This is a genomic window from Comamonas badia DSM 17552 (assembly GCF_000484635.1).
GTDB classification, from domain to species: domain Bacteria; phylum Pseudomonadota; class Gammaproteobacteria; order Burkholderiales; family Burkholderiaceae_C; genus Comamonas_C; species Comamonas_C badia.
Window position 1 is genome coordinate 58516 of record NZ_AXVM01000001.1, and the last position, 25463, is coordinate 83978.

Below are 25463 nucleotides of genomic sequence, written 5' to 3' on the forward strand. Positions count from 1 at the left end.
TTTTATTGAAAATGAATCGCCCCTACAATTTTTCCGCCGGCCCCGCCGCCATCCCCGAAGAAGTACTGCAGCAAGCGGCCGCGGAAATGCTCGACTGGCACGGCAGCGGCATGAGCGTGATGGAGATGAGCCACCGCGGCAAGGAATTCGTCGCCATCTGCGAACAAGCCGAAGCCGACCTGCGCGAGCTGCTCGCCATTCCGCCGGAATTCAAAATTCTCTTCATGCAGGGCGGCGGCCTGGGCGAGAACGCGATCGTGCCGTTGAACCTCTCGCGCGCCGCCACGGTGGACTTCGTGGTCACCGGCGGCTGGAGCCAGAAATCGCGCAAGGAAGCCGGCAAATACGCTGCCGAGGTGCACACCGCCGCCTCCAGCGAAGCCAGCAGCTTCACCACCCTGCCCGATCCTGCTTCGTGGCAACTCTCGCGCGGCGCGAGCTACGTGCATATCTGCAGCAACGAGACCATCCACGGCGTGGAGTTCCACCAGCTGCCCGACCTGAAGGCGCTGGGCAGCGACGCACCGCTGGTGGTGGATTTTTCTTCCCACGTGGCGTCGCGCCCCGTCGACTGGAGCCGTGTGGGCCTGGCCTTTGGCGGCGCACAGAAAAACCTCGGTCCGGCCGGCGTCACGCTCGTCGTGGTGCGCGAGGATCTGATCGGCCATGCCTTGCCGATCTGCCCCAGCGCCTTCGATTACAAGAATGTGGCCAACAACGATTCCCGCTACAACACTCCACCCACCTGGGGCATTTACGTGGCCGGCCTGACTTTCCAGTGGATCAAGCGCCAGCGCGAAGGTGATCTGCCGGGTATTGCGGCGATGGAGGCGCGCAACATCGCCAAGGCGCGGCTGCTGTACGACTTCATCGACCAATCCGGCCTTTACCTCAACAAGGTCGCACCGAACTGCCGCTCGCGCATGAACGTGCCCTTCCTCCTGAACAACAACGCCCTCGATGAAGCGTTTCTTGCAGGCGCCAAAGAGCGCGGCCTGCTGCAGCTCAAGGGCCATAAATCGGTAGGCGGCATGCGCGCCAGCATCTACAACGCGATGCCGCTGGCGGGCGTGCAGGCGCTGGTGGCGTACATGCGAGAATTTGAACGGCAGCGGGCTTGAGCCGCCCGATGCAGCACTGAGCGCCCGGCGCTTCACGCCAGACGCCGAATGCACAACCATTTCACCCCATGCCAGAGCCCCAAGCCTCCCCCGAACTTGCCCACTTGCGCACGCAGATCGATCGGATAGACCAGCAGCTGCTGGGCTTGTTCAACCAGCGCGCCCACCTTGCCGAGCAGGTCGGCGACGTCAAGAAGCGCGAAGGCAGCCCGCTGTTTCGCCCGGATCGGGTTGCGCAGGTCATCCAGAAAATCCAGGCGGCCAATCCCGGGCCGCTCAAGGACAGCCATGTCGCCGCCATCTGGCGCGAGCTGATGTCCGCCTGCCTGGCGCTGGAAGCGCCGCAGCGCGTCGCCATCCTCGGGCCGGAAGGCACCTTCTGCGAGCAGGCGGCGATCGAATATTTCGGCAGCAGCGCCGACACCATTTTTTGCGGCAACTTCGACGAAGTCTTTCACGCCGTGGCGGCCGGCACCGCGGAATATGGCGTGGTCGGCATGGAGAACTCCAATGAAGGCGTCGTGACGCGCTCGCTGGATTTGTTCCTGCGCAGCCCGTCGCACATCGTGGGTGAAATCAGCCTGCCGGTGCGCCACCACCTGCTGCGCGCCCAGCCCGGCATGGAAGGCATCGAGGCCGTGCTGGCCCATCCGCAGGCGCTGGCGCAGTGCCAGACCTGGCTGTCCAAGCATCTGCCGCAGGCTGAGCGCCGCCCGGTGTCGAGCAATGCCGAGGGCGCCAGACTGGCTGCAGGCAATACCGCCTGGGCGGGCATCGCCAGCGAGCGCTCGGCACAAAAATACGGCTTGCACCTGCTCGCCCACGCCATCCAGGACGATGCGCACAACCGCACGCGCTTTGCCGTCATCTGCCTGCCGCAGACCCTGGCCAACCCCGAACCCAGCGGACGCGACTGCACCAGCATCGTGGTCTCCGTGCCCAACCGCCCCGGCGCGGTGCACGATCTGCTGGTGCCGCTCAAGAACCACGCCGTCTCCATGACGCGCATCGAATCGCGCCCGGCCCGCAACGGCCAGTGGGACTACAACTTCTACATCGACATCGAAGGCCACACGGCCCAGCCGCACGTGGCCGCGGCGCTCGCCGAGCTGCAGCAGTTGTGCGCTTTCTACAAGGTACTTGGCACCTACCCGGTGGCGGCATGAGGATTCGCCATGTTTGAACAATTGGGCCTGATCGGCTGCGGCCTCATGGGCGGTTCGTTCGCGCTGGCGATGAAGAAGGCCGGCCTGGTCAAGCGGGTGATCGGCTACAGCAAATCGCCCACCACCACGGAGCGCGCCCAGCAGCTGGGCGTGATCGACGCCCAAGCGCCTTCGGCGCTGATGGCGGCGTCCAACTCCGACCTCGTGCTGCTGGCGATCCCCGTCGCCGCCACGCAAGCAACGCTCAAGGCCATCCGTCATCTGGCCACGCCGCGGATGCTCATCATGGACGTGGGCTCGACCAAATCAGACGTGGTGGCCGCGGCCGAGCACGCCCTGGGCGAGGAGCACATCGGCAGCTTTGTGCCGGCCCATCCGATCACGGGCCGGGAGGTGTCCGGCGTGGAGCACGCCGAAGCCGAGCTCTACGAAGGCCGGCAGATCATCCTGACGCCCACCGAAGCCACCGACCTCGCGCACCTGGACCGCGCCGAAGCACTGTGGAAGGCGCTGGGCAGCCGCGTCAAGCGCATGACGCCGCAGGCACACGACTCGGCCTTTGCCGCCGTGAGCCACCTGCCGCACCTGCTGGCATTCGCCATGATGCAGAGCATAGACATGCAGCCCGAGGCCGATGACTACCTCTCGCTCGCCGGCCCCGGCTTTCGCGATTTCACCCGCATTGCAGCCAGCGATCCCAAGATGTGGCGCGACGTGCTGCGATCCAACAGCGAGGAAGTGCTCGCGCAGGCCGTGCTGTTTCGCGAGGCGCTACAGGAATTGGAGCAAGCCATGCAGGCACGCAGCGACCAGAAGCTCGAAGCCTTGATCACCAAAGCCAGCGGCACACGTACCAAATGGCGCATGGGCGCCCAGCGCAAGGCGTCGCCCGGCTGATGCAACGCATTCCTTTTCTTGATCTGCCGCCGCTGGCGAGCGCGGGAGGCAGCGTCGCCCTCCCCGGCTCCAAGAGCATCTCCAACCGCGTGCTGCTGCTGGCCGCGCTGAGCCAGGGCACGACGGCAGTGCGCAGTCTGCTGGACAGCGACGACACGCGCGTGATGCTCGATGCGCTGCGCGAACTCGGCTGCGGCGTGGAGGAGCGCGGCGACGGCCTGGTGCGCATCACCGGTTTGGGAGGCGCACAGCCACGATCGCCCGCCAGGCTGTTTCTCGGCAACGCCGGCACGGCCATGCGCCCGCTCACGGCGGCACTCGCGCTGCTGGGCGGCGAGTACGAGCTTTCGGGCATTGCCCGCATGCACGAGCGGCCGATTGGCGATCTGGTGGATGCCCTGCGCCAGCTCGGCTGCCACATTGACTACCTCGGCAACGACGGCTATCCGCCGCTGCGCATCGCCCACGGCGGCGGCCGCCCGGTGCTGCAGCTGGATGCGCCCATCCGCGTGCGCGGGGATGTCTCCAGCCAGTTTCTCACCGCCCTGCTGATGGCGCTGCCACTGGTGGCCCAGCAGCAGGATCTGGTGATCGAGGTCGTGGGCGAGCTCATCTCCAAACCCTACATCCACATCACGCTGGAGCTGCTGGCGCGCTTTGGCATTGCCGTGCAGCGCGAGGGCTGGCAGCGCTTCACCATTCCCGCCGGCAGCCGCTACCGCTCGCCCGGCGAAATCCATGTCGAGGCCGACGCCTCTTCCGCTAGCTATTTCGTAGCTTTAGGCGCAATTGCACCAAGCTCAAATGGCAAAAATGGCTTGAATATCGAAGGCGTGGGGCTGGACTCCATCCAGGGCGACATCCGCTTCATCGAAGCCGCACGCGCCATGGGCGCGCAGATCACCGGCGGTGCCAACAGCCTGCAGGTGCGGCGAGGGTCCTGGCCGCTCAAGGCGATTTCCCTGGATTGCAACCACATTCCCGATGCCGCCATGACCCTGGCGGTGATGGCACTGTACGCACAGGGGACGACCGAGCTCAGCAACATCGCCAGCTGGCGGGTGAAAGAGACCGACCGCATCGCCGCCATGGCGACGGAGTTGCGCAAGCTCGGCGCCACCGTCGAGGAAGGCGCGGACTACGTACGCATCACCCCCCCGGCATCGTCCGCCGATTGGCGCGCCGCCAGCATCCATACCTACGATGACCACCGCATGGCGATGTGCTTTGCGCTGGCGGCCTTCAACCCGGCGCGCCTGCCGGTGCGCATCGAAGATCCGGGCTGCGTGGCCAAGACCTATCCGGGCTATTTCGGCGCCCTCTTTTCCGTCTCGCAGGCGGCGGGCACCGACATCCCGGTGATCTGCATCGACGGCCCCACCGCCTCAGGCAAAGGCACGCTGGCCGCGGCCGTGGCCAGTCAGTTGGGCTATCACCTGCTGGATTCCGGCGCGCTCTATCGCCTGACGGCACTGGCTGCCGGTGGAGCGGGAGTCGCCATCGAGCCCGCCAATGAACCACGGCTGGCTGAACTCGCGGCACACCTTCCCGTGCGATTCGACGGCGCACGCGTGTTCCTGCACGGCCAGGACGTGACCGATGCCATCCGGCAGGAGGCGATCGGCATGCAGGCATCGGAAGTCTCCAGATTACCCGCCGTGCGCCAGGCGCTGGTGGCGCTGCAGCACGGCTTCCGGCGCCTGCCTGGTCTGGTGGCCGATGGCCGCGACATGGGCACCGTGATTTTCCCGGCCGCCCCCCTGAAGGTCTACCTCACCGCAAGCGCCAGGTGCCGCGCCGAAAGACGCCACAAGCAATTGATTTCCAAGGGTATTTCCACTATAATCGACGACCTTCGTGCAGACTTGGAAGCGCGGGATGCGAGCGATATGCAACGCAGCACCGCCCCGCTCAAGCCCGCACGGGATGCCTTGCTGCTGGACAGCTCCGGGCTTACGGTGGATCAAACCGTGGCCCGGGTGCTTGACTGGTGGCAGGCACGCCGGCCGTTTTCCGCCTGAGTGTCTCGCTTGATTTTTTCGCTCAAGGCGGCAGACCCCGGCACAAGCGCCCGCCAGGCCTCTTCTCGCGTTTCGCCGCGCACCGGTCTGGAGGTTGTTCAACTGCAACCCTCGCGGAATTGTTCCGCACCACTTTCGCGCACCACCCTGCAAAGCCGCCATCCTGCGACCCAGGTATCCCCGTGCCGCGAACAAGGAAATCCATGTCCGAATCTTTTGCCGAGCTGTTTGAAGAGTCTCAGAAGCGCACCGAGATGCGCCCTGGCGAGGTCATCACCGCCGAAGTCGTCGCCGTCGAGCACAACTTCGTCGTCGTGAACGCCGGTCTCAAATCCGAAGCGTACGTACCGATCGAAGAATTCAAGAACGACCAAGGCGAGATCGAAGTCCAGGTCGGCGACTTCGTCTCGGTGGCCATCGGCTCGATCGAAAACGGCTACGGCGACACCATCCTCTCGCGCGACACCGCCAAGCGTCTGGCCTCCTGGCTGTCGCTCGAAAAGGCGCTCGAATCCGGCGAATTCGTCACCGGCACCACCAGCGGCCGCGTCAAGGGCGGCCTCACCGTCATGGTCAACGGCATCCGCGCCTTCCTGCCCGGCTCGCTGCTCGATACGCGCCCGGTCAAGGACCTGACGCCGTACGAGAACAAGACCATGGAGTTCAAGGTCATCAAGCTCGACCGCAAGCGCAACAACGTGGTGCTGAGCCGCCGTGCCGTGGTCGAGGCCAGCATGGGCGAAGAACGTGCCAAGCTGCTGGAAACGCTCAAGGAAGGCGCCGTCATCACCGGCGTCGTGAAGAACATCACCGAATACGGCGCCTTCGTGGACTTGGGCGGCATCGACGGCCTGCTGCACATCACCGACATGGCCTGGCGCCGCGTGCGCCATCCGTCCGAGGTGGTGCAGGCCGGCCAGGAAATCACCGCCAAGGTGCTCAAGTTCGACGTCGAGAAGCAGCGCGTCTCGCTGGGCCTCAAGCAACTGGGCGACGACCCCTGGATGGGTGTCTCGCGCCGCTATCCCTCGGGCACGCGCCTGTTCGGCAAGATCACCAACATCGCCGACTACGGTGCCTTCGTCGAGCTCGAACCCGGCATCGAAGGCCTGGTGCACGTCTCTGAAATGGACTGGACCAACAAGAACGTCGCCCCCTCCAAGGTGGTGTCGCTGGGCGACGAGGTCGAGGTCATGGTGCTGGACATCGACGAAGACAAGCGCCGCATCAGCCTGGGCATGAAGCAGTGCCGCGCCAACCCGTGGCAGGAGTTCGCGCAGAACACCAACCGCGGCGACCGCGTCAAGGGTCCGATCAAATCGATCACCGACTTCGGCGTGTTCGTGGGCCTGGCGGCCGGCATCGATGGCCTGGTGCACCTGTCGGACCTTTCGTGGAACGAAACCGGCGAAGCCGCCGTGCGCAACTACAAGAAGGGCCAGGAAGTCGAAGCCATCGTGCTGGCCGTGGACGTGGAGCGCGAGCGTATCTCGCTGGGCATCAAGCAGCTCGATTCCGATCCGTTCACCACCTTCGCGTCGATCAACGACAAGGGCTCCAGCGTGACCGGCAAGGTCAAGAGCGTCGATGCCCGCGGTGCCGAAATCGACCTGGGCCAGGACATCGTCGGCCACCTGCGCGCTTCGGAAATCTCGCGCGACCGTGTGGAAGATGCCCGCAACGTGCTCAAGGAAGGCGACGAAGTGTCGGCCGTGGTGGTCAGCATCGACCGCAAGACCCGCATCATCCATCTGTCGATCCGCGCCAAGGACCAGGCCGACCAGCAGGAAGCCATGGCCAGCCTGAGCCAGACCTCGAACAACGCCGGCACCACCAGCCTGGGCGCACTGCTGCGCGCCAAGCTGGATCATTCCGACGACAAGTGACGCAAGCACGTTGAGCGTTGAACGTCGAGCGCGCTCACGCGTTCGACATTCAACGCTCGGCATTCAATGCCCATGACCCGCTCTGACCTCGTTCAGGAACTGGCTGCCCGGTTCCAGCAGTTCACCCAGCGCGATGCGGAATACGCTGCCAAGGCGATTCTGGATGCGCTGGGCGAGGCACTGGTGCGCGGCCATCGGATCGAGATCCGCGGCTTTGGCAGTTTTTCCATCAGCCATCGTCTGCCGCGCGTCGGCCGCAACCCGCGCACCGGCGAAGCCGTGCAGGTGCCCAGCAAACGGGTGGCGCACTTCAAGCCCGGCAAGGCCTTGCGCAACACGGTGGCTGGCTTGGCCGGCGATGGCGGTGAATAATGGTTTTCATAGCTTGCAGCGCAGATGCCACAAGCGCGAAACCCAGATTTTCATACTGATTTGAATGTCTGGGCACCCGGAGACCGTAGAATCGGTGCATCGCCGGGGATGCCTCATGAAATACTTCGCATGGCTGCTCAAGGCAGCCATTTTTTTTACGCTGTTCGCCTTCGCGCTGAACAACCAGCAGAACGTCAGCGTGCATTTCTTTTTCGGCACGCAATGGACGGCGTCGCTGGTGCTCGTCGTGCTGGCCGCGTTCACGCTGGGCGTTGCCGTCGGCGTACTGGGCATGGTGCCGCACTGGTGGCGCCATCGCAGTGCAGCACGCCACCAGCGGGCGCACGTATCCACACCGGTGGCCGAGGCCGACACTGCCGCACCACTGCCCGCGGCTGTCCATGGGGTTTGACGCAAGCTGGCTGCTGCTCGGCCTGCCGCTGGCTTTTGTCTTCGGCTGGCTGGCCTCGCGCCTGGACCAGCGCCAATGGCGCGACGATGGCCGGCGTGCGCCCAAGGCCTACTTCAAAGGCCTGAACTACCTGCTCAACGAACAGCAGGACCAGGCGATCGACGCCTTCATCGAGGCCGTGCAGAGCGACCCGGATACGACGGAGCTGCACTTTGCCCTGGGCAACCTGTTTCGCCGCCGCGGTGAATACAACCGGGCGGTCCGGGTGCACGAGCACCTTCTCTCACGCGACGACCTGAGCCGCACGGACCGCGAACGCGCGCAGCACGGCCTGGCGCTGGACTACCTCAAAGCCGGGCTGCTCGACCGCGCGGAAGACGCGCTGCGCCGCCTGGAAGGCACGCCGCTGGAAACCCAGGCGAGGCTGGCGCTGCTGACCATCTACGAACGCTCGCACGACTGGACTCAGGCAACCGCCATTGCCGAGCGCATGCAGCAGTCGCAGCAAGGCGATTTCAGCACGCGGCACGCGCACTACCTGTGCGAGCAGGCACAGACCCAGGCCACCCAGGGCGACTTCGAAGCGGCACGCGGGCTGCTGATCCAGGCCATTGCCATTGCGCCCGGCGCAGCGCGCGCCCGGCTGGAGCTGGCGCGCCTGCAATTGCACCAGGGCGAGCCCGCCGCTGCCCTGGCGACGCTTCAGGACATCGCCGGCACGGCGGCAGCCGCGCTGCCGCTGGCTGCCGGCCTGTTTGTCGAAAGCGCCAACGCCTGCGGGCAACAGGAAAGCACCCGCGCGCTGCTGCAGGAGCACTATCAGCGCACGCCATCGCTGGACCTGCTCGACGCCATCATCGCGCTGCTGCCCGGCAATGGCACCCGGGATGACGGCGCAACACAGCACTGGTACGCCGGCTATCTCGACAAGGAGGCTTCCCTGGTGGTGGCCGCCAAGTGGCTGTCGCATGAGACGCTGACCCATGAAGAACGCCACCCTGCCATCCAGCGGGCACTGGACCAGGCCGCCAAGCCCCTGACGCGCTACCGCTGCGCCGCCTGCGGCTTTGAAGCACTGCAGCATTTCTGGCAGTGTCCCGGCTGCCAGAGCTGGGACAGCTACCCGCCGCGCCGCGTGGAAGAGCTCTGAGAGGCCCTCCCAGATGATGTCGCCATGGCTCCTGCTGCTGCTTCCGTTCACCGCCAGCGTGATCGCCGCGCTGCTGCCCAGCAACGCCCGCAACATTGAATCCACGCTCGCGGGCCTGGTGGCGCTGTGGTGCGTCGTGCAGAGCGCGCTGTACTTTCCCGAAATCGCCCACGGCGAAGTGCTGCGGCACACCGTCCAATGGCTGCCCGCGCTGGGACTGAATCTGAGCGTGCGCATCGACGGCTTCGCCTGGCTGTTCTGCATGCTGATCTTCGGCATCGGTGCGCTGGTGGTGCTGTACGCACGCTACTACCTGTCGCCGCAGGACCCGGTGCCGCGGTTTTTCTCGTTTCTGCTGGCCTTCATGGGCGCGATGGCGGGCGTCGTGCTGTCGGGCAACGTCATCCAGCTGGCGCTGTTCTGGGAACTCACCAGCCTGTTTTCCTTCCTGCTGATCGGCTACTGGCACCACCGGCGCGACGCACGGCGCGGCGCGCTCATGGCGCTCACGGTGACCGGTGCTGGCGGACTGGCGTTGCTGGGTGCCATGCTGCTGCTCGGGCACATCGTCGGCAGTTACGAGCTGGATGCCATCCTGCCGGCGGGCGACCAGGTGCGCGCGCACCCGCTGTACCACGCCACACTGGCACTGCTGCTGCTGGGCGCGTTCACCAAGAGTGCGCAATTTCCCTTTCATTTCTGGCTGCCCAACGCGATGGCGGCGCCCACGCCCGTTTCAAGCTACCTGCATTCGGCCACCATGGTCAAGGCGGGCGTGTTTCTGCTGGCCAGGCTGTGGCCCGTCATGGCGGGTACCGAGGCGTGGTTCTGGTGTGTCGCCGGAGCAGGCTGCATCACGCTGCTGCTGGGCGGCTACCAGGCGATGTTCGAGCGTGACCTCAAAGGCGTGCTGGCCTATTCCACGAGCTCGCACCTGGGTCTGATCACGCTGCTGCTGGGCCTCAACAGCCCGCTGGCGGCGGTCGCGGCCGTCTTTCACATCATGAATCACGCCACCTTCAAGGCCTCGCTCTTCATGGCGGCAGGTATCGTGGACCATGAAAGCGGCACGCGCGACATGACGCGGCTCTCCGGCCTGCGCCACATGATGCCCATCACGGCAACACTGGCCACCGTCGCCAGCGCGGCGATGGCGGGCGTGCCGCTGCTCAACGGCTTTCTCTCCAAGGAAATGTTCTTTGCCGAGACGGTATTCCTAGACGCCTCGCCCATCGTGTCCACGCTGCTGCCCATCGCCGCCACCGTTGCCAGCATGTTCAGCGTGGCGTATTCGCTGCGCCTGGTCGCATCGGTGTTCTTCGGCCCTGTGGCGGACGATCTGCCGCGCCAGCCCCATGAGCCCGTGCGCTGGATGCGCGCGCCGGTGGAGTTTCTGGTGGCGCTGTGCCTGCTGGTGGGCATCTTCCCCGCCGCGGTCGTCGGCCCTGCGCTCGCCGCCGCCGCGCTGCCCGTCACGGGTGGCAGCCTGCCTGAATACAGCTTGGCTGTCTGGCACGGCATCAATGCGCCGCTGGTGATGAGTCTGATCGCCATGGCAGGCGGCCTGCTGCTGCACCGCCTCTTGCGCGGCAGGCCAGCCATGCGGGGGCTGCGAATGGACGCCGGCCGGCTGTTCGTCGCGGTGTCGGCACTGGTCACCAGCCTGGCCCGCCGGGGACGCCAGCGCCTCGCTACCCGGCGCCTGCAGTGGCAAATGCTCTGGCTGGTGCTGGCCGCCCTGGGCGCGGCTGCGCTGCCGCTGTGGCTGGGCGCTAGCCACCTGGGGCAGCGCAGCATCGCACCGCCGGCGCCGGCGCTGGCCTTGCTGTGGCTGGTCGGTGCGATCTGCGCCCTGGCTGCCGCATGGCAGGCCAAATACCATCGCCTGGCAGCGCTGATCCTCGTGGGAGGCACCGGGCTGTGCACCAGCCTCACCTTCCTCTGGTTTTCAGCCCCAGACCTCGCGTTGACGCAATTGGCGGTGGAATTCGTCACGACGCTGCTCATGCTGCTGGGACTGCGCTGGCTGCCCCGACGCGAGGAAGAGTTGCGCCACCTGCAGCGCTCAGGGCTGCCGCAGCGCACACGCCGGTTGCGCGATGGCGTGCTGGCCGCCTGCAGCGGCCTGGGCATGGCGTGGCTGGCCTACGCACTCATGACGCGTGATTTCGCGCAGAGCACGTCCACCTTTTTCCTGGAGAACGCCCGCCCGCTGGGCGGCGGCAGCAATGTGGTCAACGTGATGCTGGTGGATTTCCGCGGTTTTGACACCTTTGGCGAAATCGTGGTGCTGGCCATCGTCGCACTCACGGTCTATGCGCTGCTGCGGCGCTTTCGTCCGGCGCGCGAGGTCATGGAACTGCCGGCGCAGCAGCGCGCGCTGCCGCCCGACCTGCAGACCGACCTGCTCAACCCGCGCCATGCCGCCGATACCGCCATCGGCTACCTGATGGTGCCCGCCGTGCTCGCGCGCTGGCTGCTGCCTTTCATCGCCCTGATCGCCATCCACCTGTTCCTGCGCGGCCATGACGAACCCGGCGGCGGCTTCGTCGCGGGCCTGGTGTTTTCGCTCGCGCTGGTGCTGCAGTACATGGTTTCAGGCACCACCTGGGTCGAAGCACGCCTGCCGCTCAAGCCCGAGCGCTGGATAGCCACGGGCCTGCTGCTGGCGCTGGCGACAGGGCTGGGCTCGATCGTCTTCGGCTACCCGTTTCTCACCAGCCACATGGCGCACCTGACACTGCCTGTGATCGGTGAAATCCATATCGCCAGCGCGCTGTTTTTCGATACCGGCGTCGCGCTGCTGGTGATCGGCGCCACGCTCCTGATGCTCACCGCCATCGCGCACCAGTCGGTGCGCAGCCACTACTACCACGCGCATCTGCAGGCACAGCGGCCGCCGGCCGGGCAGGAAGCAGGCTGATGGAGCTGGTACTGTCCCTCGCGATCGGCGTGCTGGCTGGCTCGGGCGTCTGGCTGATCCTGCGTCCACGCACCTTTCAGGTGATCATGGGCCTGACGCTGCTGTCCTATGCCGTGAATCTGTTCATTTTCTCCATGTCCCGGCTGGGCCTCACGGAAAACAAGGCCCCGGTGCTGCACGAAGGCGCCGCCCTCGATCTGCTGCACTACAGCGATCCCATGCCCCAGGCCCTGGTGCTGACGGCCATCGTGATCGGCTTTGCCATGACGGCGCTGTTCCTCGTGGTGCTGCTGGCGTCACGCGGCATGAGCGGGACCGACCATGTGGACGGCACGGATGGGCAGGGGGAAGCACCATGACCGATCCCATCGCCGCGCTCATGCCGCACCTGATGCTGGCGCCGATCGCGCTGCCGCTGCTCACCGCCGCCTGGCTGCTGTTCGTGCGCGAGGAGCACGAGCGCCTGAAGCTGACGGTGAACATCGCCTCCACCGCCCTCTCGCTGCTGGTATCCGTGGCGCTGCTGCTGTGGAGCAGTTCCGGATCGACCGGGTCGTTCGGCATCTACCTGCCCGGCAACTGGCCGGCGCCTTTCGGCATCGTGCTGGTGCTCGACAGGCTCACGGCGCTGATGCTCGTCACCACCAACGTGGTGGCCCTCGCGTCGGCCGTCTTTGCCGCCGCACGCTGGTACCGGGCAGGCGTGCTCTACCACTCGCTGTTCCAGTTTCAGCTCATGGGACTGTGCGGCGCTTTCCTCACGGCAGACTTGTTCAACCTCTTCGTGTTCTTCGAAATCATGCTTGCGGCCTCCTACGGGCTGTTGCTGCATGGCTCGGGACAGGCCAGGGTGCAGGCCGGACTGCACTATATTGCAATCAATTTGGTAGCATCCAGCCTTTTTCTGATCGGCGCTGCGATGCTCTACGGCATTGCAGGAACGCTCAACATGGCCGATATCGCACGGGCAGTCGGGCAGGTGGCGGCGCACGACCGCGGGCTGCTGCATGCGGCCGCGGCCATCCTGGCAGTGGCCTTTTTCATCAAGGCGGCGGTCTGGCCGCTGAATTTCTGGCTCGCCCCGGCCTATGGCGCGGCCGTGGCACCGGTGGGTGCCCTGTTTGCCGTGCTGACCAAGGTCGGCATCTACAGCCTGCTGCGCCTGTGGACGCTCTGGTTTGGCGACGGCGCGGGCAGTTCGGCACACTGGGGCGGTGCCTGGCTGGTCGGCGCGGGCATGGCCACGATGGTGTTTGGTGCGCTCGGCATGCTCGCCTCCCAGCGCCTGACCCAGCTGGCGAGCCATGCGGCCATTCTGTCCTCGGGCACGCTGCTGGCCGCCCTCGGCTTGGGCGACGCTGCCGTCACCGCCGGGCTGCTGTACTACCTGCCCGGCTCGACACTGGCGGTCGCCTGCCTGTTCCTGCTGGCCGACGTGGTGCGCCGCTGGCGCAACGACGGCGCGACACTCGCACCCTACGAGCGCGAAGACACGCCCTTTCTCACCGCAGAGCTGAGACCGCGCGAGCGGCTGAACCTGGATGATGATGAGCAAATTCTGGTCGGGCGCGTGATCCACGCCACCACCGCCCTGCTGGGAATCGCCTTCCTGCTCACCACCCTGGTCATCGCCGGGCTGCCGCCCCTGTCCGGCTTCATCGGCAAATTCGCCATGCTGGCCAGCGCACTGCGGCTTCCTGGCAGCGCTCCGTCCGATGGCGTGCCGACCGCCACCTGGCTGCTGCTGGGCTTGATGCTGGTCACCGGTCTGGCAGCATTGCTGGCACTGGTACGGGTGGGCATACAGCACTTCTGGGCGGCGCACGACCGGCACGCACCGCAGTTGCGCGTGCTCGAAGGCCTGCCGATCGCCGGGCTGCTGGGCGCCTGCATCGCCCTGGCCCTCTACGCTGGAGCGGCCACGCGCTTTACCGGCGACGCGGCGCAGGCGCTCTATACGCCCGCGCACTACATCCATGGCGTAATGGCGGCGCAGCCGCGCGAAAGGGCAGCGCCATGAAGCGCTGGCTGCCTGCCCCGCTCGTCAGCGCCAGCCTGATGGCCGTCTGGCTGCTGCTGCACCCCGGTTTCGGTACCGGGCATCTGCTGCTTGCCATACTGCTCGGCCTGCTTCTCCCGCTGCTGCTGCAAGGACTGCGCCCGCGACAGGTGCGCGTGCGCCACCCCCTCGCCATCGTCAGGCTGATGCTCAACGTGCTGCGGGACAGCCTGCAGTCGAACGTCGCCGTACTGCGCTACGTGGTTTTCCCGAAGCGGCGCCCCCATCCGGCAGCATTCGTGCGCATCCCGCTGCGGGTGCGTGATCCCAATGCTCTGGCCGTGCTGGCGATGATCGTCTGCATCACGCCCGGAACCGTCTGGGCGGAGTTGTCGCTGGACCGCTCGGTGCTCATGCTGCATGTGCTGGAAGTGGCCGATGCCCAGGCGGTGGCACGCCACGTTCAGACCTGCTACGAGCGTCCGCTGATGGAGATTTTCGAATCATGAATACCCCCCTCCTCGCCTGGTCTCTGCCCTTGGCCCTGGGCATGCTGGTACTGGCCATGCTGCTGTGCCTGATGCGCATGCTGCGCGGGCCCGGCGCGCAGGATCGCATCCTCGCGCTGGACACGATATACATCAACGGCATGCTGCTCATACTGGTGCTCGGCGTGTACTGGAGCAGCAGCAATTACTTCGAGGCCGCACTGCTGATTGCCTTGCTGGGCTTCATCGGCAGCACGGCGCTGGCCAAGTTCCTGCTGCGTGGCGAGGTGATTGAATGACACCCATCCTGCCACTGTGGCTCGATGTGCTGGTCTCTGTCCTGATCCTTGCCGGAGCAGGCATTGCACTGACAGCATCCATAGGCCTTTTGACCCTGCCGAGCTTTTTCAAACGGGTGCATCCGCCCGCCACGACAGCCACGCTGGGCTGCTGGTGCATTCTTCTGGGCGCCCTGGCGTATTTTTCATGGCAAGACGGCACGCCCATGCTGCGGCTGCTGCTGATCGCGCTGTTCATGGCAACCACCGTGCCCATCACCAGCATCTTCCTCCTGCGCGCAGCGCTGTTTCTTGCGCGCCGCGCAGGAGAGAATGTGCCTGCCACCCTGAGCGGCCCGCAATCGGATGCCGCCAAAACAGGCAAACCTGGCTGATCAAGCCCGATCCATCCGGTGCAGCACTGCACCGGCCTCACGCCAACGCAGGTACGCCAGGCACGAGCGCAGCGCCAGCGCCCCGCCGCATCCCTCTGGCACTCAGCGGCGCGAGATCAGCGAGGGTGACGCCATCCAGCACCGCCAGGTAGCTGCGGGTCGCCCGGTCGAGCACGCCCTTGAGATTGCAATTGCTGCTGATGCGGCAGACGGAGTGGCTGGCGCTGAAGCACTCCACCATCTCGAAATTGGTTTCGGTCGCACGCACCACGGCGCCTACGATGATCTCTTGCGGCGGGCGCATCAGCCGCATGCCGCCGCCGCGCCCGCGCGTGGTGTCCAGCAGCTCCAGCGATGCCAGCTGGCGCACGATCTTGGTCAGATGGCTGCGGGAAATCCCATGCGCCTGGGCAATCTCGGTAATGGTCACAGGCTGCTCGCGCCCTTCGTAGGCAGCGCAATACATCAGTACGCGCAAGGCGTAATCGGTCCATTGGGTCAGGTGCATGGCGTCATCCGCGCTTAAAATCACATATCACGTGCATTTTATTGAATTCGCAAATGCAGGCAATTCCAAGCCTGGCAGGCACTTGCTCCACCATGACCACCACCACGCCCTCCACGCCCGCAGCCCTCGATGCCGACGGCGTCTCCCGCCTCGTCTATGGCTTCTACGACGACATCCGCGCCCATCCCGAGCTGGGGCCGGTGTTTGACCGCGTGATCCAGGACCGCTGGGGCATTCATCTGCCGCGCATGGTGCAGTTCTGGAGCACGGTGATGCTGGGCACGCGCAGCTTCAGCGGCAATGTGTTCGGCAAACACATGGCGATCGACGGCGTGCAGCCCGGGTATTTTTCCATCTGGCTGGCGCTGTGGAAGAAGAACACCGAGGCGCTGTTCGCACCGGAGGTGGCGCAGGAGTTCCAGTTCGTCGCCAAAGGCATCGCGCGCAATCTGTACAACGGCTACTTCGGCGTCTTCCCCGAATTCGCGGATGCGCAGCCCGAGGATGAAGCCGCGGCCTGAGTGCCCGATGCCTCACTCAGTAATGCGGTGGAATTTCATCGCGCAGACTGCCCGGCGCTGACGGGCCGCCGCTGTCACGCAGCTGCTGTCGCAGCTGCACCAGCTGCCCCTGGAGCTGCTCGATCCGCTGGTGCTGCTGGTAGACGAGCAGGTTGAGGTGCTCAAGGAGATCCTCGGCAAACGCCGCCTTGACCTCCAGCGCCTCCAGACGCTCCAGGGTGTTCATCGCCACGGACAGCGTCAGCTCAGCGCCTTGCCCAGCCGTGCCACGCCTTCACGGATCTTGCCCACATCGGCCGTGGCAAACGACAGCCGCAGCGTGGCAATATCCGGATGGGCGCAGAAGAACGGCGCCCCGGGAACGAAGGCAACGCCCTGCGCTATGGCCAGTTTGGCAAACGCATTGCCATCCGCCACCTTGCCGCCGGCACCCGTGAGGCGCGCCCAGATGAACAGGCCCCCGCTGGGCTGGACGAATGCGATCGCCCCGCCCAATTCAGTGCGCAGCGCATCGGCCATGGCGGCGGCGCGCCCGGCATAGACGCTGCGCACACGCGCGAGCGTGGCCGGCATGCGGCCGGCCTTGAGGTATTGCGCTGCCGTCGCCTGGGCGAAGGTGCTGGTGTGCGCATCACTGAACTGCTTGCACATCGTTGCCCTGGCCAGCAGCTCCGGCGGCGCGATCATCCAGCCCACGCGCAGGCCGGGCGAAAGCACCTTGGAGAGCGAGCCGCAATGCACCAGCAGCTCACGGCTGCCCGGCACCTGGCTGGAGAGCGCCAGCAGGCTGGGCGGCGGGGCTTCACCAAAATACAGGTCGCCATAGGGATCGTCCTCAACGATCACCGTCCGGTATTGGACGGCCAGCTCGAGCACGCGCTTGCGCCGCGCAAGGCTCAGCATCGCGCCGCTGGGGTTGCCGAACGTGGGAATCAAGTACACCAGCTTGGGCTTGTGCTCGACGATCAACCGCTCCAGCGTGTCGGCCTGCACGCCCTCGCCATCGATCGGCGCACTCACCAGATCGGCGCCGTAGAGGCGAAAGCACTGGATCGTGGCGAGAAACGTGGGGCCTTCGACAATGACCTTGTCGCCCGGGTCGATCAGCGTCTTGCCGACGAGATCCAGCGCCTGCTGGCTGCCGGTGGTCACGATCAGCCCTTCGGGCGCAACGCCTGCTGCGCCTTTGGCCGCCATGAACTGCGCGAGCTGCTCGCGCAGCTGCGGGTAGCCTTCCGTGGCTCCATATTGCAGGGCGCTGCCGGGCTCCTCGGCCAGCGCCCGGTCGCACGCCTCGCGAATGCCGTCCACATCGAACATGGCGCTGTCGGGAAAGCCGCCGGCGAAGCTGATGATGCCGGGCTTGCCCAGCAGCTTGAATAGTTCGCGAATGGCGGAAGTCTCCACCTGGTTGAGGCGCTGGGCAAAGGGAATGGACATGGCTGGATTTCGTTGGAACAGGTTCACTGCAGATCTTGGATTGTCGCCAATCGCAAAACATTGCGCACGCAGCGACAATCTTCGCCATGAACCATGCTGCCATCGCCGCCTTTTTTGCGACGCTTCAATCCGCCAACCCGCATCCCGTCACCGAACTGGAATACACCAGCGTCTTCGAGCTGCTCACCGCCGTGCTGCTTTCCGCCCAGGCGACCGACGTCGGCGTGAACAAGGCGACACGGCGGCTGTTTCCCGTGGCCAATACGCCGCAGGCCATCCTGGACCTTGGCCTCGATGGCCTGCAAAGCCACATCAAGACCATAGGTCTGTACCGCACCAAGGCGAAAAACCTGCTGCAGACCTGCCGCCTGCTCATCGAGCGCCACGGCGGCGAGGTGCCGCGCACGCGCGAGGCGCTGGAGGCCCTGCCGGGCGTGGGGCGCAAGACCGCCAACGTGGTGCTCAACGTGGCCTTTGGCGAGCCGACGATGGCGGTGGACACGCACATCTTTCGCGTCAGCAACCGCACCGGGCTTGCACCCGGCAAGACGCCCCTGGCCGTGGAACTCCAGCTGCTCAGGCGCGTGCCCGCCGAATACCTGCCTGATGCGCACCACTGGCTGATCCTGTACGGGCGCTATGTCTGCCAGGCGCGCACGCCGCGCTGCTGGGAATGCAGCGTCGCCCGCTATTGCGATTTCAGGCCGAAGACACCGGCGCCGCGGAGTTGACGCAGGGAGGGTTCAGACGGCGCACTGCTCGCTCGCCATGTAGCGCAGCCGCCATTCCTCAAAGGGCAGGGTGTCGCCCGCCTCGATCTCGCGCTGGCGCTCCAGCGATTGCTGCGCCATCAGGCAATAGCGCTCTTCCTGTACGGCATCCCAGGCATGGCCAAGCAGCTGCTGCTGCGCGGTCTGCGAGCGCGCCGCGGCAAACGCGATGTAATCGTTGCCATAGAGTCGCTGCACCTCCGCCAGCACACGCGCCGATGGCGTCCGTGCAGGATCGCTCCAGGTGGTGCGCGCCTGCGCCAGCGCACGCCCGTAGGCATCGCCACCCTGCAGTCCATCCAGGTGGGCGGCGATCGGCTCGCACTCGGCCAGCACCTGCGCTCCCCAGTCCGCCAGCAGCACCTGTGCGCCGCTGCAGGCCAGGCGCAGGCCCGGCTCGCGCCCGCGCTCGGCCGCCAGGTGCTGGTTGTGCTTGAGCGCGGCAATTTCCTCGGGCGTATCCGGCTGGCTGTCCGACAGCAGGCAATGCAGCAGGAACACATCGAGCACGCGCATGGTGTCGGCCGAAATTCCGACGGGCACCAGCGGGTTGATGTCCATCAACCGCACCTCGATGTATTCGACGCCGCGTTCGCGCAGGGCGTGCAGCGGCCGCTCGCCGCTCTGGACCGTGCGCTTGGCACGTATCGTGCCGTAGAACTCGTTTTCGATCTGCAGCAGGCTGGTGCCCAGCTGGTTGTAATCGCCACCGAGGCTGCGCACGCCCATGGCCTCGTAAGGTGGATAAGGCCTGGTGAGTGCCTCGTGCAGCGAGGCGGCGTAGCCCTGCAGGCCGTTGTAGCTCACAGACAGACTGGCCTGCGCATCGCTCTGGTAGCCCAGCCGCCCCATGCGCAGCGACGTGGCGTGCGGCAGGCTCAGCGCCCTCCTGCCATCACCGAGCGGGGCCAGCCCATGCTTGCGGCCGGCGACAAACCCGGGCTCCAGCACCGGCGAGGCGCCGAACAGGTACAGCAGCACAAAGGACTGGCGCCGAAAGTTGCGGATCAGCGCGAAATACGCATCCGTTCCCACGCCGGGCAGGGACCAGTTGTAGTGGATGCCCGCAATCATCTGCATGCGCCTGCCATAGCGATGGCCCAGGCCCATGCGATAGACGCTCTTGGCGCGGCCGATATTCGAAGTGCCGTAGCGCCCCAGCGGAATGGTTTCGTCCGGCGGCAGCAGGCTGGGCATGCTGGTGTTCCACAGCAGTTCGGGTTCGCTCTGGCGCGCCAGCACCTGGTGCGCTGCCTGGTGCAGCTCGGTCAATTCATCCAGGCAGGCCTGCACCGTGGGTTGCGGCTGCGTGATGAGTTCCAGCAGCGACTCGCTGTAGTCCGTCGTGATGCTGGCGTGCGTCAGCGCCGAGCCCAGCGCCTGGGGATGCGGCGTGAGCGCCAAGCGGCCCGCAGGCAGCACGCGCAACCCTTCCTTCTCCACACCGCGGCGCATGCCGGCAATGCGCTCTGCGCTGAGCGCTGCCAGGCGCGCTTGCATTGTGCTCATGATGGTGTTTTCTTTGTGTGAACGGCGCGGAACTTAGCACGCGCCGCGCGATTGCGCGCCTTCGCCCAAGAGCACCTGTATGCCACCGCGGGTTTTCAGCGGCGCGCAGCCATGACCTTGCCCACCTCCAGCGTGCCCTGGGCGGCGCCGCCTTGGGGCACCTGCTGGCCCGCGGGGTCGATGGCCTCTGCCAGGCGTTCGGCCAGCTGCTCCGCCACCAGCGCGCCCGTGCCCAGATAAATGCCCTGGGTCAGCGTGATGTGGGCCGCTTCAAAGCCGCCGCCGCCAGCGCACAGGATGGTGCGCGTCGGCGCACTTTCGTGCGTGAGCACCAGCATGGCCGGCACCACCGACGCAGGCTGCAAGGCGGCCAGCACCTCGGCCGGAAACAGGCTCTCGGTCATGCGCGTGGCCGCGGTGGGCGCCAGCGCATTCACATGGATGCCGTATTTGGCGCCTTCAATCGACAGCGTCTGCATCATCCCGACCTGCGCCAGCTTGGCCGCGCCATAGTTGGTCTGGCCAAAATTGCCGTAGAGCCCGGTGGACGAAGTCGTCATCAGAATGCGCCCGTATTGCTGCGCCTGCATGTGCGGCCAGACCGCCTTGCAGCAATGCGCCGCGCCCATCAGATGCACATCGACCACGCGGCGGAAATCCTCCATCTCCATCTTCGCAAACGACTTGTCGCGCAGAATGCCGGCGTTGTTCACCAGGATGTCCACCCGGCCCCAGGCGTCGGCGGCCTGCCGCACCATGGCCTGCACCGCCGCGAAATCCGTCACCGACGCGCCATTGGCCAGCGCCACGCCGCCCGCAGCCGCAATTTCGTCGACCACCGCCTGCGCCGCCGAGACCGAGCCGCCGCTGCCATCGACTGCGCCGCCCAGATCGTTCACCAGCACCCTGGCGCCGCGCGCCGCCAATGCCAGAGCATGCTGGCGGCCCAGGCCGCCGCCCGCTCCCGTTACGATCGCTACCCGTCCCGTGAAATCCAAACCCATGGTGCAAGTCTCCCGTCATGCGTTGCAAAGAAAGCGCAGACTGTAAGCGAGCCCGGCACCAGCCACCGCCACTCTCGGCAACCGCCTGCCATGACCGAATCCGCTGCCCCTCAGACCCCGCTGGACGCCGCCACCATCGTGCTGCTGCGCGACAGCGACCAAGGCATCCAGACCCTGCTGCTGCGCCGCGACACGCGCCTGGCCAACATGGCGGGGATGTATGTCTTTCCCGGCGGCAAGCTCGATGCGGCCGATCAGGAAAACGCCAGCACTGCCCTGCTCGACCAGGCGCCCGCCAGCCTGCATGCGGCATTGGCCGAGCCCGCCATCAGCGACCGCGCCGCCGCGGGGCTGCATGTGGCCGCACTGCGCGAGGCATTGGAAGAATGCGGCATGCTGCTGGCGGAACCTGCCCGCGGCGATGCGCTGCTTGACGCCGTGCGTGCCCGGCAGATGCTGCACGACGGCCAGGGATTTGCCCAGGTCCTCACCACACTCGGACTGCGCATGGCCACGCGCGCACTCGTGCCCTGGTCGCGCTGGATCACGCCGATCGCGCCGGCCCTGGCGACACGCCGCTTTGACACGCGGTTTTTCCTCGCCCAGGCACCTGCGCACCAGCACGCAACGCACGACAACGAGGAGACCACCGCCAGCCTCTGGTGCACGGCGCGCGGCGCGCTGGAGCGCTACCGCGACGGCAGCATCAGCCTGGCGCCGCCGCAAATCATGAGCCTGGCCCACCTGAGCCGCTACGCCACCGCCGCCCAGGCGCTGGCGGCCGCCCGCAACCAGCACCCGCCCACCATCCAGCCCCATGTGTTCCTGCAGGATGGCCACCAGATGCACTGCTATCCGGGAGATCCGGCCCATCCGGTGCACGAACGCGCCCTGCCCGGGCCCACACGGCTGTCTCGCGACGGCAACTCCTTTCTGCCGTTGGCGGGCTTCGAAGCCCTGTTCGCGGATCAGGCTGACGGCGTGTAATCCACGCGGCGGCACCAGCGCGGGTCCGCGTGCCAATCCCAGTAGGCCTGCAGCACGCGCCGGGTGACCGGGCCCGGCTGGCCGTCACCCAGGGGCTGCCCATCGACCCGCGTCACCGGCAAAATCCCCCCGGCGGAACTGGAAATGAAAGCCTCGCGGGCGCTGCGCAGTGCCGCCGCCGACAAAGCCCGCTGCTGCAGCGGCAGGCCCAGGGTCTGAGCGATCTCGATCACCGTGCGCCGGGTGATGCCTTCAAGCACCCCTTGGGCGGGCGTCACGATGGTGCCATCCGCGCCGACCGCAAAGACGTTGAAGCCCGGGCCTTCGACCACGTTGCCCGCACCATCGCCCAGCACCACGGTATCGGCCCCGACGTCCAGCGCTCCCAGCAATCCGCTGGTCAGGTCATGCCAGTGGTAGTTCTTGGCGCGCGCGTCCACGCTGCTCGAAGGGATGCGCGTGACGCCGCTGATCTGCAGGTGCAGCCCGCGCGTGCGCTGCTCCTCGTCGGCGATCCAGACGTAAGGCACCGCGAACGCGTAAAACTGGTTCACCGCCTGGCGCGGATCGCGTGAACCCCAGGGCGGCTGGCCGCGCGTGACGATCATTTCGACATAGGCCCGCCGCAGTCCGGACAGCCGCACGCAGTGCTCCAGCACCTGCGCCACCGCTGCGTCCGGGCGATCGAGCCGCAGGCGGAAATGCGCGCAACTGGCACGAAAGCGCTGCAAATGGTCGTCAAGGCGAAAAAACGCGCCGTCCCAGACCGTCACCACGTCGTAGGCCGCATCCGAGCGCAGAAAACCCCAGTCCGTCAGCGGAATGCTCGCCTGGTCGATGGGGAGATAGGCATCCCGCACAAAGGCGGCGCCGCGTGCAAAGTCAGCGGCTGCGTGAGAATGGGGCGCAGGCATGCAGAGGAACTCCAATGAAACCCGGCATCCTACAAGCCATGCGTCCACTGTTCAGCCAGCGGAGCCCCCAGTGCCGTGGGACAATCTTCGACATCGGTTGAAACAGGCGAATTTTCTATATATTTGATAGCTTATGCCGCATATATAGCGGGCGGATAAGCCCTGTTTTACCAATATTTTTAACGTAACCATCCATGTATCCCACCACCCAGCGTCCAAGCTTCACCGCCCGCATCGATGGAGAAGCACTGGCCATCGCCACCCCGCCCCACCAGACCCTGCTGGACTCGCTCGAACTGGGCGGCGTGGACTGGCCTTCTTCCTGCCGCGAGGGTACCTGCGGCAGCTGCATGGGGCGCCTCAAACAGGGCCGGGTGCGCTACGACACGCAGTGGTTCGTGCTTTCGGATCAGGATGTCGAGGACGGCCTGGTGCTGCCCTGCATCGCCTACCCGGAAAGCGACCTGGTGCTCGAAGGCTCCTCCTTCTGAGCGACTAAAATCCACCCCGTCGGGGTCTCTGGACCCCAAGCCGCCCGGCCACGGCGGCAGCGCCTGTTCTTTGGGGTTTCTTCCAGCCGGGAACAACGCCGCCGCTGGCTCGCGCGAACGCAAAGGCTCTCTCGCATGAACACCTCCCCCTCTCCCGTACCCATCTCGCCCGTGCAGGACATCGTGGCCGAGCTGGCTGCCGGCCGCATGGTCATTCTGGTGGACGAAGAAGACCGCGAAAACGAAGGCGATCTGGTCCTCGCGGCCGACCACGTCACGCCCGAAGCCATCAACTTCATGGCGCGCTTCGGCCGCGGGCTGATCTGCCTGACGCTGCGCCGCGAGGCCTGCGAGCGCCTGCACCTGCCGCCCATGGTGGCGCACAACGGCGCCAAGCTGGGTACGGCGTTCACGGTCTCCATCGAAGCCGCCGAAGGCGTTTCCACCGGCATCTCGGCCGGCGACCGCGCCCGCACCGTGGCTGCCGCCGTGGCGCCCGGCGCCAAGGCCAGCGATCTGGTACAGCCCGGCCACATCTTCCCGCTGCAGGCGGTGGACGGCGGCGTGCTGATGCGCGCCGGCCATACCGAAGCCGGCTGCGATCTGGCGCAGCTCGCCGGCTGCTCGCCCGCCGCCGTGATCTGCGAAATCATGAAGGACGACGGCACCATGGCCCGCCTGCCCGACCTGCAGCTCTTTGCCGCGGAACACGGCATCAAGGTGGGCACGATCGCCGACCTCATCAGCCACCGAAGCCGCACCGAATCCCTGGTCACGCAAGTCGGCAGCCGCAGCATCGCCACCGCGTGGGGCGAATTCACCGCCCTGGCCTTTCGCGACCAGCCCAGCCAGAGCGTGCACATGGCGCTGGTCAAGGGGTCATGGGACGCCGGCGAAAGCGTTCCGGTGCGCGTGCACGAGCCGCTCTCCGCACTCGATCTGCTGGAAATCAGCACCAACCTGCATTCCTGGAGCCTGCGCGAGAGCCTGGGCTACATCGAAGCCCAGGGCCGCGGCGTGGCCGTGCTGCTCAACTGCGGCGAAAGCGCCGACCAGCTGCTGGCGCAATTCGACGGCACGGCCCGCGCCACCCACGCGCCGGAGCGCGGCCGCATGGACCTGCGCACCTACGGCATAGGCGCGCAAATCCTGCGCGAAGTGGGCGTGGCGCGCATGCAGCTCATGGGCCAGCCGCGGCGCCTGCCCAGCATGGCGGGCTACGGGCTCGAAATCACCGGCTACATCCCCAAGGAGTGACGATGCAAAACGCGGACAAGGGCAACGCCGAGCGCCTGGACGGCAAGGACCTGCACATTGGCATCGTGCAGGCACGCTTCAACGCCAACATCACCAACGCACTGGCCAAGGCCTGCCTGCAGGCACTGGCGGATCTGGGGGTGGAGGACGAAAACATCACCCACGTCCTGGTGCCCGGAGCGCTCGAAATCCCCGTGGCGCTGCAGGCACTCGCCGAGCAGAACAATTTCGATGCGCTGGTCGCCATCGGCTGCGTGATCCGCGGCGAGACCTACCATTTCGAGCTCGTCGCCAACGAATCGAGCAGCGGCGTCACGCGCGTCTCGCTCGACTACCAGCTGCCCATCGCCAACGCCATCCTGACGACGGAAAACATCGATCAGGCGATTACGCGCCAGAACGAAAAAGGGCGCGATGCGGCCTATGTCGCGGTGGAAATGGCCAATTTGCTGGAGTCGCTTTCGTGAGCGAAACCGACAAACGCCACGCCACGCGCAAGAGCAGCCAGCTTTCGGGTCGGTCGCGAGCGCGCGAATTCGTGCTGCAGGCGCTCTACCAGCACCTGGTGGGCGGCAACGCGGCGGCTGACATCGACGTCTTCACACGCGATCTTTCCGGCTTTCACAAGGCCGACGCGGCGCATTACGATGCGCTGCTGCACGGCTGCATCGCCGACGCCACGCTGCTGGACCAGTGGCTGGAGCCCCACCTGGACCGCCCCTGGCCAGAAATTTCACCCATAGAGCATGCGGTGATGTGGATGGGCGCGTGGGAGCTGCAGCACTGCCCCGACATCCCCTGGCGCGTGGTGCTCAACGAATGCATAGAGCTCACCAAATCCTTTGGCGGCACCGATGGCTACAAATACGTGAACGGCGTGCTCAACCACCTTGCACCGCACTTGCGCCCGACCGAAGTGGCCGCCGACCAGGCCGCCAGAACGCACTCCTGACT

At 66.2% G+C, this 25463-nt stretch carries 27 protein-coding genes; 21 read left to right on the forward strand and 6 right to left on the reverse strand.

Going from position 1 to position 25463, the window contains the following annotated elements; all coding sequences use genetic code 11:
* The first annotated feature begins 11 nt into the window (after positions 1-11).
* The 14 genes from serC to K320_RS0100360 all read left to right on the forward strand — a co-directional run bounded on the left by serC (position 12) and on the right by K320_RS0100360 (position 15108).
* On the forward strand, positions 12-1121 hold the full coding sequence (gene serC / locus K320_RS0100295) for a 3-phosphoserine/phosphohydroxythreonine transaminase (RefSeq protein ID WP_024536910.1): 1110 nt from the start codon (positions 12-14) through the stop codon (positions 1119-1121).
* A 68-nt stretch (positions 1122-1189) separates the two neighbouring features.
* Complete coding sequence (gene pheA, locus K320_RS0100300) at positions 1190-2287, forward strand: prephenate dehydratase (RefSeq protein WP_024536911.1); 1098 nt, start codon at positions 1190-1192, stop codon at positions 2285-2287.
* Between the two features lie 9 nt (positions 2288-2296).
* Positions 2297-3184: a prephenate dehydrogenase gene (locus K320_RS0100305; protein WP_024536912.1), complete on the forward strand. Its 888-nt coding sequence runs from the start codon at positions 2297-2299 to the stop codon at positions 3182-3184.
* Entirely contained in the window at positions 3184-5205 is a 2022-nt protein-coding gene (locus K320_RS0100310; protein WP_024536913.1) for a bifunctional 3-phosphoshikimate 1-carboxyvinyltransferase/cytidylate kinase, read from the forward strand. The genes K320_RS0100305 and K320_RS0100310 overlap by 1 nt, the downstream gene beginning before the upstream one ends.
* 203 nt (positions 5206-5408) lie before the next feature.
* Positions 5409-7091, forward strand: a complete 1683-nt coding sequence (gene rpsA / locus K320_RS0100315) for a 30S ribosomal protein S1 (RefSeq protein ID WP_024536914.1) — start codon at positions 5409-5411, stop codon at positions 7089-7091.
* A 72-nt stretch (positions 7092-7163) separates the two neighbouring features.
* Positions 7164-7463 carry an integration host factor subunit beta gene (locus K320_RS0100320; protein ID WP_024536915.1) on the forward strand — a complete coding sequence of 100 codons (300 nt, stop codon included), beginning with the start codon at positions 7164-7166 and terminating at the stop codon, positions 7461-7463.
* A 115-nt stretch (positions 7464-7578) separates the two neighbouring features.
* Positions 7579-7875 carry a LapA family protein gene (locus K320_RS0100325; protein ID WP_024536916.1) on the forward strand — a complete coding sequence of 99 codons (297 nt, stop codon included), beginning with the start codon at positions 7579-7581 and terminating at the stop codon, positions 7873-7875.
* Complete coding sequence (gene lapB / locus K320_RS0100330; RefSeq protein WP_024536917.1) at positions 7865-9025, forward strand: lipopolysaccharide assembly protein LapB; 1161 nt, start codon at positions 7865-7867, stop codon at positions 9023-9025. Before K320_RS0100325 ends, lapB begins: the two co-directional genes overlap by 11 nt.
* Positions 9026-9041: 16 nt before the next feature.
* A complete protein-coding gene (locus K320_RS0100335) occupies positions 9042-11948 on the forward strand; it encodes a monovalent cation/H+ antiporter subunit A (RefSeq protein WP_024536918.1) in 2907 nt (968 codons plus the stop codon).
* Positions 11948-12307, forward strand: a complete 360-nt coding sequence (locus K320_RS0100340; RefSeq protein ID WP_024536919.1) for a Na+/H+ antiporter subunit C — start codon at positions 11948-11950, stop codon at positions 12305-12307. Before K320_RS0100335 ends, K320_RS0100340 begins: the two co-directional genes overlap by 1 nt.
* The gene (locus K320_RS0100345) at positions 12304-13968 is read left to right on the forward strand and encodes a monovalent cation/H+ antiporter subunit D (RefSeq protein WP_024536920.1); all 1665 of its coding nucleotides are present in this window, start codon (positions 12304-12306) and stop codon (positions 13966-13968) included. Before K320_RS0100340 ends, K320_RS0100345 begins: the two co-directional genes overlap by 4 nt.
* Positions 13965-14456, forward strand: a complete 492-nt coding sequence (locus K320_RS0100350) for a Na+/H+ antiporter subunit E (RefSeq protein WP_024536921.1) — start codon at positions 13965-13967, stop codon at positions 14454-14456. Before K320_RS0100345 ends, K320_RS0100350 begins: the two co-directional genes overlap by 4 nt.
* Positions 14453-14734, forward strand: coding sequence for a K+/H+ antiporter subunit F (locus K320_RS0100355; RefSeq protein WP_024536922.1), 282 nt, complete (start codon positions 14453-14455; stop codon positions 14732-14734). The genes K320_RS0100350 and K320_RS0100355 overlap by 4 nt, the downstream gene beginning before the upstream one ends.
* Entirely contained in the window at positions 14731-15108 is a 378-nt protein-coding gene (locus K320_RS0100360; protein ID WP_024536923.1) for a monovalent cation/H(+) antiporter subunit G, read from the forward strand. Before K320_RS0100355 ends, K320_RS0100360 begins: the two co-directional genes overlap by 4 nt.
* A gap of 37 nt (positions 15109-15145) precedes the next feature.
* Here the strand turns inward: K320_RS0100360 and K320_RS0100365 are convergent, their stop codons facing one another.
* Positions 15146-15616, reverse strand: coding sequence for an RrF2 family transcriptional regulator (locus K320_RS0100365; protein WP_024536924.1), 471 nt, complete (start codon positions 15614-15616; stop codon positions 15146-15148).
* Positions 15617-15708: 92 nt separating this feature from the next.
* On the opposite strand from K320_RS0100365, the gene K320_RS0100370 reads away from it, so the two are divergent.
* Positions 15709-16137 carry a group III truncated hemoglobin gene (locus tag K320_RS0100370; RefSeq protein ID WP_024536925.1) on the forward strand — a complete coding sequence of 143 codons (429 nt, stop codon included), beginning with the start codon at positions 15709-15711 and terminating at the stop codon, positions 16135-16137.
* Between the two features lie 16 nt (positions 16138-16153).
* Here K320_RS0100370 and K320_RS0100375 read toward each other — a convergent pair whose 3' ends face one another.
* Complete coding sequence (locus K320_RS0100375; RefSeq protein ID WP_029695659.1) at positions 16154-16363, reverse strand: SlyX family protein; 210 nt, start codon at positions 16361-16363, stop codon at positions 16154-16156.
* A gap of 14 nt (positions 16364-16377) precedes the next feature.
* Entirely contained in the window at positions 16378-17571 is a 1194-nt protein-coding gene (locus K320_RS0100380) for an aminotransferase-like domain-containing protein (protein ID WP_024536927.1), read from the reverse strand.
* A gap of 92 nt (positions 17572-17663) precedes the next feature.
* Between K320_RS0100380 and nth the strand changes: the two genes are divergently transcribed.
* Positions 17664-18308 (forward strand): endonuclease III, encoded by a 645-nt coding sequence (gene nth, locus K320_RS0100385; protein ID WP_024536928.1) that lies wholly within the window; start codon positions 17664-17666, stop codon positions 18306-18308.
* Positions 18309-18320: 12 nt separating this feature from the next.
* Here nth and gshA read toward each other — a convergent pair whose 3' ends face one another.
* Positions 18321-19856, reverse strand: a complete 1536-nt coding sequence (gene gshA, locus K320_RS0100390; RefSeq protein WP_024536929.1) for a glutamate--cysteine ligase — start codon at positions 19854-19856, stop codon at positions 18321-18323.
* A 95-nt stretch (positions 19857-19951) separates the two neighbouring features.
* A complete protein-coding gene (locus tag K320_RS0100395; protein WP_024536930.1) occupies positions 19952-20860 on the reverse strand; it encodes an SDR family NAD(P)-dependent oxidoreductase in 909 nt (302 codons plus the stop codon).
* A 90-nt stretch (positions 20861-20950) separates the two neighbouring features.
* On the opposite strand from K320_RS0100395, the gene K320_RS0100400 reads away from it, so the two are divergent.
* Entirely contained in the window at positions 20951-21847 is an 897-nt protein-coding gene (locus K320_RS0100400) for an NUDIX hydrolase (protein ID WP_024536931.1), read from the forward strand.
* Here K320_RS0100400 and K320_RS0100405 read toward each other — a convergent pair.
* The gene (locus K320_RS0100405) at positions 21829-22761 is read right to left on the reverse strand and encodes an aminotransferase class IV (protein WP_024536932.1); all 933 of its coding nucleotides are present in this window, start codon (positions 22759-22761) and stop codon (positions 21829-21831) included. The genes K320_RS0100400 and K320_RS0100405 overlap by 19 nt on opposite strands.
* A gap of 194 nt (positions 22762-22955) precedes the next feature.
* Here K320_RS0100405 and K320_RS0100410 point away from each other — a divergent pair, with 194 nt between their 5' ends.
* The 4 genes from K320_RS0100410 to nusB all read left to right on the forward strand — a co-directional run bounded on the left by K320_RS0100410 (position 22956) and on the right by nusB (position 25461).
* The gene (locus tag K320_RS0100410; protein ID WP_024536933.1) at positions 22956-23252 is read left to right on the forward strand and encodes a 2Fe-2S iron-sulfur cluster-binding protein; all 297 of its coding nucleotides are present in this window, start codon (positions 22956-22958) and stop codon (positions 23250-23252) included.
* A 135-nt stretch (positions 23253-23387) separates the two neighbouring features.
* The gene (ribBA, locus tag K320_RS0100415; protein WP_024536934.1) at positions 23388-24509 is read left to right on the forward strand and encodes a bifunctional 3,4-dihydroxy-2-butanone-4-phosphate synthase/GTP cyclohydrolase II; all 1122 of its coding nucleotides are present in this window, start codon (positions 23388-23390) and stop codon (positions 24507-24509) included.
* Positions 24510-24511: 2 nt separating this feature from the next.
* Complete coding sequence (ribH, locus tag K320_RS0100420; protein ID WP_024536935.1) at positions 24512-24976, forward strand: 6,7-dimethyl-8-ribityllumazine synthase; 465 nt, start codon at positions 24512-24514, stop codon at positions 24974-24976.
* A complete protein-coding gene (gene nusB / locus K320_RS0100425; protein WP_024536936.1) occupies positions 24973-25461 on the forward strand; it encodes a transcription antitermination factor NusB in 489 nt (162 codons plus the stop codon). Before ribH ends, nusB begins: the two co-directional genes overlap by 4 nt.
* Positions 25462-25463: the final 2 nt, after the last annotated feature.

What these genes read in the sequence shown, in the direction of transcription:
- serC (WP_024536910.1), top strand. Translation starts at nt 12, where the DNA reads ATGAATCGCCCCTACAATTTTTCCGCCGGCCCCGCCGCCATCCCCGAA.
- pheA (WP_024536911.1), top strand. Translation starts at nt 1,190, where the DNA reads ATGCCAGAGCCCCAAGCCTCCCCCGAACTTGCCCACTTGCGCACGCAG.
- K320_RS0100305 (WP_024536912.1), top strand. Translation starts at nt 2,297, where the DNA reads ATGTTTGAACAATTGGGCCTGATCGGCTGCGGCCTCATGGGCGGTTCG.
- K320_RS0100310 (WP_024536913.1), top strand. Translation starts at nt 3,184, where the DNA reads ATGCAACGCATTCCTTTTCTTGATCTGCCGCCGCTGGCGAGCGCGGGA.
- rpsA (WP_024536914.1), top strand. Translation starts at nt 5,409, where the DNA reads ATGTCCGAATCTTTTGCCGAGCTGTTTGAAGAGTCTCAGAAGCGCACC.
- K320_RS0100320 (WP_024536915.1), top strand. Translation starts at nt 7,164, where the DNA reads ATGACCCGCTCTGACCTCGTTCAGGAACTGGCTGCCCGGTTCCAGCAG.
- K320_RS0100325 (WP_024536916.1), top strand. Translation starts at nt 7,579, where the DNA reads ATGAAATACTTCGCATGGCTGCTCAAGGCAGCCATTTTTTTTACGCTG.
- lapB (WP_024536917.1), top strand. Translation starts at nt 7,865, where the DNA reads ATGGGGTTTGACGCAAGCTGGCTGCTGCTCGGCCTGCCGCTGGCTTTT.
- K320_RS0100335 (WP_024536918.1), top strand. Translation starts at nt 9,042, where the DNA reads ATGTCGCCATGGCTCCTGCTGCTGCTTCCGTTCACCGCCAGCGTGATC.
- K320_RS0100340 (WP_024536919.1), top strand. Translation starts at nt 11,948, where the DNA reads ATGGAGCTGGTACTGTCCCTCGCGATCGGCGTGCTGGCTGGCTCGGGC.
- K320_RS0100345 (WP_024536920.1), top strand. Translation starts at nt 12,304, where the DNA reads ATGACCGATCCCATCGCCGCGCTCATGCCGCACCTGATGCTGGCGCCG.
- K320_RS0100350 (WP_024536921.1), top strand. Translation starts at nt 13,965, where the DNA reads ATGAAGCGCTGGCTGCCTGCCCCGCTCGTCAGCGCCAGCCTGATGGCC.
- K320_RS0100355 (WP_024536922.1), top strand. Translation starts at nt 14,453, where the DNA reads ATGAATACCCCCCTCCTCGCCTGGTCTCTGCCCTTGGCCCTGGGCATG.
- K320_RS0100360 (WP_024536923.1), top strand. Translation starts at nt 14,731, where the DNA reads ATGACACCCATCCTGCCACTGTGGCTCGATGTGCTGGTCTCTGTCCTG.
- K320_RS0100365 (WP_024536924.1), bottom strand. Translation starts at nt 15,616, where the DNA reads ATGCACCTGACCCAATGGACCGATTACGCCTTGCGCGTACTGATGTAT.
- K320_RS0100370 (WP_024536925.1), top strand. Translation starts at nt 15,709, where the DNA reads ATGACCACCACCACGCCCTCCACGCCCGCAGCCCTCGATGCCGACGGC.
- K320_RS0100375 (WP_029695659.1), bottom strand. Translation starts at nt 16,363, where the DNA reads ATGAACACCCTGGAGCGTCTGGAGGCGCTGGAGGTCAAGGCGGCGTTT.
- nth (WP_024536928.1), top strand. Translation starts at nt 17,664, where the DNA reads ATGAACCATGCTGCCATCGCCGCCTTTTTTGCGACGCTTCAATCCGCC.
- gshA (WP_024536929.1), bottom strand. Translation starts at nt 19,856, where the DNA reads ATGAGCACAATGCAAGCGCGCCTGGCAGCGCTCAGCGCAGAGCGCATT.
- K320_RS0100395 (WP_024536930.1), bottom strand. Translation starts at nt 20,860, where the DNA reads ATGGGTTTGGATTTCACGGGACGGGTAGCGATCGTAACGGGAGCGGGC.
- K320_RS0100400 (WP_024536931.1), top strand. Translation starts at nt 20,951, where the DNA reads ATGACCGAATCCGCTGCCCCTCAGACCCCGCTGGACGCCGCCACCATC.
- K320_RS0100405 (WP_024536932.1), bottom strand. Translation starts at nt 22,761, where the DNA reads ATGCCTGCGCCCCATTCTCACGCAGCCGCTGACTTTGCACGCGGCGCC.
- K320_RS0100410 (WP_024536933.1), top strand. Translation starts at nt 22,956, where the DNA reads ATGTATCCCACCACCCAGCGTCCAAGCTTCACCGCCCGCATCGATGGA.
- ribBA (WP_024536934.1), top strand. Translation starts at nt 23,388, where the DNA reads ATGAACACCTCCCCCTCTCCCGTACCCATCTCGCCCGTGCAGGACATC.
- ribH (WP_024536935.1), top strand. Translation starts at nt 24,512, where the DNA reads ATGCAAAACGCGGACAAGGGCAACGCCGAGCGCCTGGACGGCAAGGAC.